This is a genomic window from Halapricum sp. CBA1109, from assembly GCF_009741825.1.
Taxonomy (GTDB): Archaea; Halobacteriota; Halobacteria; order Halobacteriales; family Haloarculaceae; genus Halapricum.
In genome coordinates, this window is the sequence record NZ_WPCA01000146.1 from 1 (window position 1) to 6,555 (window position 6,555).

Sequence of the window (6,555 nt, forward strand, 5' to 3'; positions counted from 1 at the left end):
GGGGGTTTCCGCAGCGAAGCGAGGAAACCCCCGATCTGTAAAAAGTGGGTTTCTACATATCCGGCCAGGCCTTCACCGCGCGCTTGACGCCGGCGATGTCGGCGATCCAGCGCGCGGCGATGCCCTTCTTTAGCACCTTCGCCGGGAGGCCGCCGAACGTCTCGATGGGGAAGAACATCACGTCGTGGCCGATGGCGCTTCGCCGATGGAGATGGCCGTCCCCTTGTCCTTGAACGTCCAGCTTTGCAGGGGCTGGCCGCGCATCTGTCGGGCGACGTTCTCGCCGACCACTTCGGCGGCCTGCCAGGCGGCCTGTGCGGTCGGCGGCGCGGGCTCGCCGTCCGGTTGGTCGACCAGCGCGCAGTCGCCGATGGCGAACACGCGTTCGTCGTCGGTCTGGAAGTCCGTCTCGGCGTTGATGCGGTGGGAGCGCTCGTCTTTCTCCAACTCGACCTCTGCCATACACTCGTGGCCGGTGACCCCGCCGGTCCAGACCAGCACGTCGTAGTCGAGTTCGGTCTCCTCGCCGACGTACACCGTCTGCTCGTCCACTTCGCCGATGAACTCGCCGGTCAGGATGTCGATGTCGCGGGCTTCGAGGCGGCGCTGGATCGCGCCCTGGAGTTCGGGGTCGTTGTTGGGGAAGACGTTGTCCAGCCCTTCGACGAGGTGGATGTCGATGGGCGCGCGGTTGTCGTCGCGGAACTCGGCTATCTCGCCGGCGACCTGGATGCCCGAGAGGCCGGCCCCGCCGACGACGACCTGTGCGGGGTCGCTCTGGGTTGCCTCGCGGGCGGCCTCGCGCACGTCGTCGTGGATGCCGAGGGCGTCGTCGAGGCTCTTCATCGTGTGTGCGTGTTCGCGGAGGCCGTCGATACCGAAGAAGGCCGTCCGGCTTCCGATACAGGTGACGAGGTAGTCGTAGGCGACCGTCGAGTCGTCGGCGAGGGATATCTCGCGGTCCGCGACGTCGATGTCTTCGACGCGCCCCTCGATGAATCGTGTGCCGGAGGATTTGACTTCTTCGACCGGGATTGTGACTTTCTCCTGTATGGAGGGGTCTTTGATACAGCGATGTGTCTCGTGGAGCACGAGGTGGTAGTCGACGTTCGAAATCCACGTGATGTCCGCGTCCGACCCCAACTCGGATTCCAGACTCTGGACGGCACCAGCCCCTGCGTACCCGGACCCGAGAACGACGACGGTGTCAGTCATACCGGCCCTTCAGGTTCGGCCCGATACAAACCTGTTGGATTCGCGCTCGTCTGGCCGTTGGGAGGGGACTATTCCCTTCTCCTATCAGTCGACGGACAATGCAAGCCTGCCCACACGTGGGGGAACAATAATTACAGAGGGGGTGATAAACACAGAATAATGAGTGACGAGGATTCGGTTCCGGACAACGCGCTCTTCGATCTGTACCGCGAGTACATCGGCGAGCCGGACACCCGGACGGACGTGTACCTCGGATTCGGGCTGTTCTTCGTCGGTATCCTGCTCGCGGGCGTGGGACTCGTCCTGTTCCTGTACAGCGGGACGTTCCAGTACGACACCGGCGTCTTCTGGGCGTGGCGCGAACCGGCCTACGCCCTCGGGATGGTGTCGCTGCCGACAGCGCTTCTGGGCGTGCTGGTACTGCTCCCGGTGAAGCGACGGGCCGTCTACGCCGGCGCGGCCGGGTCCGTGGTGACGTTCGTCGCCGTCGTGTGGTTCTCGGTACTGTACCCCTACGACTGGAACGTCGCGGGCAGTGACGCCAGCGGCCCGGTCGTGTTGCTGTACGGACTGGGGCTTGCCGTCGTGTTGGCCGCGACGGGCGCGGCGCTGGTCGCCCACCAGATCCAGCGGTACAAGCCCGGTCCAGCGGACATCGAGCCGATGGAGGAAGACGAACCCGAGGAGACGATCAGCGACGAGGAGATAGAGCGGGACATAGAGGAGGCGATGGCCGACGTGGACATCACGTGGGGCGGGGTCGAACGCGACGAGGGGACCTCCCTGTCGCTGAACATCGACGAGTCCGAGATAGACACCTCGGGGCTACAGACCGACTCCGTCGAGGTCACTCGCTCGGAGAGCACCGACGCGCAAGTGCAGGGACTGAAAGCGCTGAAGGGCGGCGAGAAGAAAGAGCAGCGCTCGACGTCGACTGTCGACGACCAGAGTTCGGCGCTGACCGAACTCAAACAGCGCCGCGAGGAAGAAAAGAAACAACAGGCCGCGGCGACGCCGAGTCGGGGCTCGTGGATAAATTCAAATCCTTCCTCGGGTTGTCCTAACTCCCCGACAGTGAGGGCCTTAGGCACTCTTTTTCAGCCGATAAATAGTTCCAGCGATTATCTATATGGTGTCTTTCACATAGTTTTATTAAACCACCATTAGTTGTGAAGAACATGGCGAAAGGACTCGACGTTGGTACGATGAACATCCTTTCCGCACAGCAGGAAGGTAACGAAACCGTGTTCGTCCAGCAGCGGAACTCGTTCGTGGAGATCGAGTACTCCGATATGGCCGAACAGATGCTGTCGCGGAGCGATGTACTGCACATCCGGAAAGACGACAAGGTGTACGTTGTCGGCGACGACGCGCTGAACTTTGCGAACATCTTCAACAAGGAGACACGCCGTCCGATGAAACACGGCATCCTCTCAAGCGACGAGAAGTCGGCCATCCCGATGATGAAGCTCATCGTCGAGCAGGTGGTCGGGTCCCCGAACTACCCCAACGAGAAGCTGTACTTCTCCTCGCCGGCCGACCCCATCGACTCGGAGCTCTCGACGCTGTACCACGAGAAGACCATCGGGAGCTTCCTCGACGACATGGGCTACGACGCCCAACCGATCAACGAGGGGATGTCCGTCATCTACTCCGAGCTGGCCGACAACGACTTCACCGGCTTGGGCATCAGCTTCGGCGCGGGGATGACCAACGTCTGTCTGGCCTACTACGCGGTGCCGGTGATGAAGTTCTCGGTCGCCCGCGGCGGCGACTGGGTCGACGAGCAGGCCGCACAGGCCACGGGCACGCCCGTCGACAAGGTCACCTCGATCAAAGAGGAGGACTTCGAACTCGACTTCCAGACCGACGTCGGCGGCGTCGAGGGCGCCCTGTCCATCTACTACGAGAACCTGCTCGACTACGTCATCGAGAACATCACCAAGGAGATAGACGAGGAGGACATCGAGGAAGGGCTTGACGTGCCGGTCGTCGTCACCGGCGGTACCTCGATGCCCGACGGCTTCACGAAACTGTTCGAGCGCCACCTCGAGGAAGCCAACATCCCGTTCTCGATCAGCGGCGTCACCCACGCCGAGGAGCCGATGTACTCCGTCGCCCGCGGTGGGCTGGTCGCGGCCCGCAGCGACGAGGACGAGGCCGGCACCGGCGACGACCAGGCAGAGGCCGACGACGAAGCCGAGGCCGCCTCCGCCGAGGACTGACGCACCGACCACCCCGGAGTTTCTTTCGCACTCGACCGACAGCCACGGCGCCGCCGGCGTCAGACGTATGGTAAAACCTTATTTGGGCCGCACTCGGTGGGAACTGTATGGGATTTATGGACAAGCTCATCGGGGACTCGGGGGGCTCCCGCCGAACCGATGACTACGTCGAACTGGACGGACAGATGGCCGAGGGCGAAGCGCCCGAGGCGGACACGACGGTCCGTATCGCACGCATCGGCGACAAACAGGACATCATGGAGATCAAAGACGCCGTCTACGACGGCGACATCGTCATCGCGGACATCACGCGACACACGACCAAAGACCAGACGATGGAACACATCACGGACGAACTCAAGCGCGTCGCTCGGGAAGTCGGCGGCGACATCGTCCAGAAAGACGACGACCAACTGATCATCACGCCCTCGGGCGTCTCGATCAGCCGCGAGCGACTGGGTCGTTAGACGTCGTCGACTTCGTCGGGTTCGTCCTCGACGGCGCGTTTCATCGAGTCCCGGCGGGCCTTGGCGTCACGACCGGTCGCCTCCAGCAGGAACTCGTTTTTGGCGCTGACGGCGTCCTCGGCCGCGTCGGTGAGGCCCTCCGCGATGATCTTCTCGGCCGGGCGCTCCTCGATGTCCAGCGCGAGTTTGTCCTTCTTGCTGCTGTACTCGATTGCGCCGACGGTGACGCGGTCGAACACCGGGTTGTCCGGGTCCGCGATGACGTAGAGGTCGTTGCCGTTGTACTCCTCGGTCCCGGTGATGGGGCCGAAGTAGTCCTCGACGGTCGCTTCCATATCGGGGATGCGGTCGCTGAGGTGCTCCCCTCGGCGCATCTTGTACTCTTCCATATGGACGTGCTTTACTCGGGGTCCGGTATACCCGTTTCCCTTCGCCGTGGTCACTCTCTGACCTGTTCGAGTGTCTCCTTGTGACACTCCGGGCAGAAGTCGCCCGCCCGAAGCGACGAGGACTCCACGGGCGTCGAGAATCCGCAGTTGCCACAGACGAACTCCCCGTCGGGGACAGTGACGGCTCCCGGTCCGGTCGGTTGGCCGTTCTCATCGGCGCCCTCCTGCTCGGAGGGCCAAGCGTTGGTCCGGGCGGCCGACTGCTCGGCCGGTTCGTCGTCACCGTCGTCGATGAACTCCGCGTCGCCGTCGTCGTCGATGAACTCCGCGTCGTCGCCCTCGACGACCGCCGCGTCTTCGGGGTCGTCCTCGACGTAGCCGTACTGGTCGAAGTCCTCGTCCTCGGCGGTGTCGGGGTCGGCCTCCTGTGGCCACTGGCCGGGTTCGCGGTCGGTGTCGTCCTCCTCGTCGTCGTCGAGAATCTCGGCGTCGTCGGTGACAGGCGGTTCCTCGGTCGTCTCCTCGGTCGGTTCCTCGACGGTCGGGACGGTCTTGTCGTCGGTCGACTCGGCTTCCGGGACCGGGTCGGGCTCCGGGTCCGGTTCGGGCGGTGTCGGCTCGGCCCCGACGTCGTCCGGCGTTTCGAGGGTCGTCACTTCCTTGTTCTCCGAGACGACGCGTTCCTGGCCACAGCGCGTGCAGGTCTCGGTCTCACGGATCGTGATGACGACCTCACTCCCCTGTTCTTCGCGCTCGCGTTCGACGGTGCCGTCGTCGAAGCTGTGTCCGAGAAGCGAACACTTGATACCCATTGTCAATACGTGGCTCCGTTCGGATTATAAGCGTACTGGATGGGCCACTCCCGGACCGGTCCAATCCTATAAGACGACTGCAGTCCAACGCAACGGTATGAGAGCGAAGGAGGAGTATCGTGACCGGGACGACGCGGAGGTGGCGCTGCTCGACGCGTTGGCAGACCGGGCCGAGGAGGGACTGACGGTGTTCGAACTTCGCTCGCACGTCGACGTCGAGATAGATACTATCGAGGACGCGCTGGCGAGACTGAAAGCCGACGGCCTCATCGAGGTCCACAACGACAGCCAGCGGACGGTCATCGTCCCCGACGAGGGCGTGATCACGACCGGCGAACCGCCCGATGAGGACTCGCTTCTCGACGACATCCGGGACCGGTTCCCGTTCTAGCCGGCCGCGCAGTTGTTCGGCCCGAGTTCCAGTTCCAGAGCCGTCTCGCGGTCGACCGAGCGGTGTCCGAGGTTGATCGCGATTATTTCGGTGTCGTTGGCCGGGCGCGGGCCGATACCGGACGTGATCCGGTCGACGAACGCGGCCTCGGGGAGCCCGTACAGCGCCAGCGTCTCCCGGAGCGTCCCCAGCGTCGCGGTGTAACTCCCGTCATTACCGGGAGTGACGCCCTCGCCGTGGTGGCCGGGCGCGACGAGCGTCCCGTCCTCGAAGGCCCCAAAGCGGTCGTGCAGCGTCGCGTAGAGCTCTCGCGCGAGGTCCGCGACGCCGTCGTCGTCCACCTCCAGATCCGGCCGCGCGACGCTCTCGACGAACACGCTGTCGCCGGCCAGCAGGACGCCTCCGACGAGGAACGCCGTCATATCGGTCGTGTGGCCGGGTGCGTAGACCGCTTCGACGGCCGTCCCGCCAACGTCGAGGGTGTCGCCGTCGCCGACGGTCGCCGCCTCGAATCCGAGGCCGCGCTCGCGTGCTCGCTCGGGGACGACGGCCGTCGCGTCCGTGGCCTCGGCCAGTTCCCGCACGCCCGAGACGTGGTCGGCGTGGACGTGCGTGTCCACGGCGAATTGGACGGTCGCACCCCTCTCCTCGCCGTCGGCGACATAGCGGTCGACGAACGCCGCGAGTGGGTCGAGGACGAGGGCCGCGTCGCCGTCGACGATCATATAGCTCAGACAGCCACTGGAGGGGCGCTGGTACTGGAGGACGGTCGGGTCGGCGTCGAGTTCCACGGCCTCGTACAGGCGTGCGCACCCTTCCATCCCCTCGGTGAGGTTCCGCGCGTCGTGGCCCGCCTCGCGGAGGAACGCGGCCACCTCGTCGCTCGCACGCCCCTCCGCGCAGACGACGGTGATCGGTCCCTCGCCCTCAATGTCGGCGACCACGTCCTCGAGCGTCTCGGTCGCCTTCGCCTGGAGGAGTTTCGCCCGCGGGACGTGAGTGAACGCGACGGCGTCGCCGTCGAGTCGCCACTGGTCGACGGCGGGGCGGTCGCGG

At 64.7% G+C, this 6,555-nt stretch carries 7 protein-coding genes and 1 pseudogene; 4 read left to right on the plus strand and 4 right to left on the minus strand.

The features are described from left to right. Nucleotides 1-52: 52 nt before the first annotated feature. Nucleotides 53-1,215, minus strand: a pseudogene (locus GJ629_RS13355) (NAD(P)/FAD-dependent oxidoreductase). 159 nt (nt 1,216-1,374) lie between these two features. On the opposite strand from GJ629_RS13355, the gene GJ629_RS13360 reads away from it, so the two are divergent. The 3 genes from GJ629_RS13360 (at nt 1,375) to sepF (ending at nt 3,907) form a co-directional block, all read left to right on the plus strand. Continuing rightward, nucleotides 1,375-2,382, plus strand: a complete 1,008-nt coding sequence (locus GJ629_RS13360) for a hypothetical protein (protein ID WP_197428611.1) — start codon at nt 1,375-1,377, stop codon at nt 2,380-2,382. Nucleotides 2,383-2,393: 11 nt separating this feature from the next. Then, nucleotides 2,394-3,440, plus strand: coding sequence for a cell division protein FtsA (locus tag GJ629_RS13365; protein ID WP_157513492.1), 1,047 nt, complete (start codon nt 2,394-2,396; stop codon nt 3,438-3,440). A gap of 107 nt (nt 3,441-3,547) precedes the next feature. Further along, nucleotides 3,548-3,907 carry a cell division protein SepF gene (gene sepF, locus GJ629_RS13370; RefSeq protein WP_157513493.1) on the plus strand — a complete coding sequence of 120 codons (360 nt, stop codon included), beginning with the start codon at nt 3,548-3,550 and terminating at the stop codon, nt 3,905-3,907. Here sepF and GJ629_RS13375 read toward each other — a convergent pair. Both GJ629_RS13375 and GJ629_RS13380 read right to left on the minus strand, forming a co-directional pair. Next, a complete protein-coding gene (locus tag GJ629_RS13375) occupies nt 3,904-4,296 on the minus strand; it encodes a DUF5611 family protein (protein WP_157513494.1) in 393 nt (130 codons plus the stop codon). The genes sepF and GJ629_RS13375 overlap by 4 nt on opposite strands. A gap of 50 nt (nt 4,297-4,346) precedes the next feature. Further along, the gene (locus tag GJ629_RS13380) at nt 4,347-5,108 is read right to left on the minus strand and encodes a hypothetical protein (RefSeq protein ID WP_157513495.1); all 762 of its coding nucleotides are present in this window, start codon (nt 5,106-5,108) and stop codon (nt 4,347-4,349) included. Between the two features lie 97 nt (nt 5,109-5,205). Here GJ629_RS13380 and GJ629_RS13385 point away from each other — a divergent pair, with 97 nt between their 5' ends. After that, nucleotides 5,206-5,499 carry a DUF6432 family protein gene (locus GJ629_RS13385; RefSeq protein WP_157513496.1) on the plus strand — a complete coding sequence of 98 codons (294 nt, stop codon included), beginning with the start codon at nt 5,206-5,208 and terminating at the stop codon, nt 5,497-5,499. Here GJ629_RS13385 and GJ629_RS13390 read toward each other — a convergent pair. Continuing rightward, the coding region (locus GJ629_RS13390; RefSeq protein ID WP_157513497.1) for an MBL fold metallo-hydrolase at nt 5,496-6,555 on the minus strand (1,060 nt) is incomplete at its 5' end. The genes GJ629_RS13385 and GJ629_RS13390 overlap by 4 nt on opposite strands.